General features: G+C 47.9%; 1 protein-coding gene. It reads right to left on the bottom strand.

What is annotated here, in order from left to right; genetic code table 11:
* Window positions 1-1,112: sigma-54-dependent transcriptional regulator (locus R8269_RS25545; RefSeq protein WP_318222954.1), on the bottom strand; the 1,112-nt coding region annotated here is incomplete at its 3' end.
* Between the last annotated feature and the right edge of the window lie 18 nt (window positions 1,113-1,130).

Genomic DNA, 1,130 nt, shown 5'->3' with positions numbered 1-1,130 from the left:
TGCAATGCATCAAACAACAGACAATATTCAAAGTGTTCTGTGCGTTGAGTCATGCTCTGAATTTCGATGCTCTTTTCACTGTCCCAATCTTCCATGCGAAAAGTCTCAGGTTTGAGAGCGCGCAGCTCCGCAAATTGGCGCAGTTGTTTCACTTTTTCTGGCCAAGAAAGCGCTGTAATTCGGCGTACTTCGTCCAAACTGATGTGCGGTGGTTGCAGCTGATAACGGCTTGCTGCATGACGCACGAAGTGTTTGTAAAGTGGGCCAATATCTTCTTTGCGTTCATCCAGCGTTGGTAAGTGGATGAGCGTTGCGAACGTTTTAACATCGGCATCAACCTTGGTCGTCGCACCAAATACGCGCTCCAATTTCGGGTGGTTAAACAGGCATTGCCACTGTGCGAGCGAGATATGTTCTGCGCTGTGCAGGTACAAACTGCAACGATTTGAGTCTTCCGTCAGGTGTTCAATGGCTTTGTCGAGTGCATCTAGCGACAGTTCGTAAAGGTCTTCACCTGATGCTGCAATCAGCTCGCTGTCTGGTGTGGCGTGAATATCGTGAGCAAATTGCGCAGCTAATCGGCGACCAGTGCCGTCTTGTCCCACGAAAATCAGAGGTTGGTTCGTCGGTGCGCTGATTAAGGCTCGGCGAATACTCACCATGACTTTACTGTGACCAATCATTTTTGGGCCGACATGGGTTTGCATGTCGAGCTCTTTCTTTAGCCAGATGTTTTCTTGCAACAAGTTCAGCTTATCGCTGGCGTTGTTCAGTGATTTCATCAGTTGATCGGTTGAAAATGGTTTTTCCAGAAAGTCGTACGCGCCGCTTTTCATCGCTTCGACCGCCGTTTTAACGTCGCCATGCCCAGTTAGAACGATGAATTGAAAGTGGTGATTTTTGCTCAGCAGCGTACGCATAAACTCTAAGCCATCCATGACCGGCATGTGAATATCGGTAATGATGATGGCTGGAGAATTGGCATCGATAACTCTGAGTGCTTCAACGGCATTGGGAAAGCAAGTGACTTCAATGCCCTCGATAAGTAGTGCTTGTGAAACGGCATCACGAATGTGTGGTTCGTCATCAACAAAGATAACTGCGTTATGCATGGTCGTTTTCCGTTACTG

The sequence above is a fragment of the Vibrio sp. Vb0667 genome (genome assembly GCF_033391095.1).
This window is presented reverse-complemented; position numbering and strand designations above follow the sequence as displayed.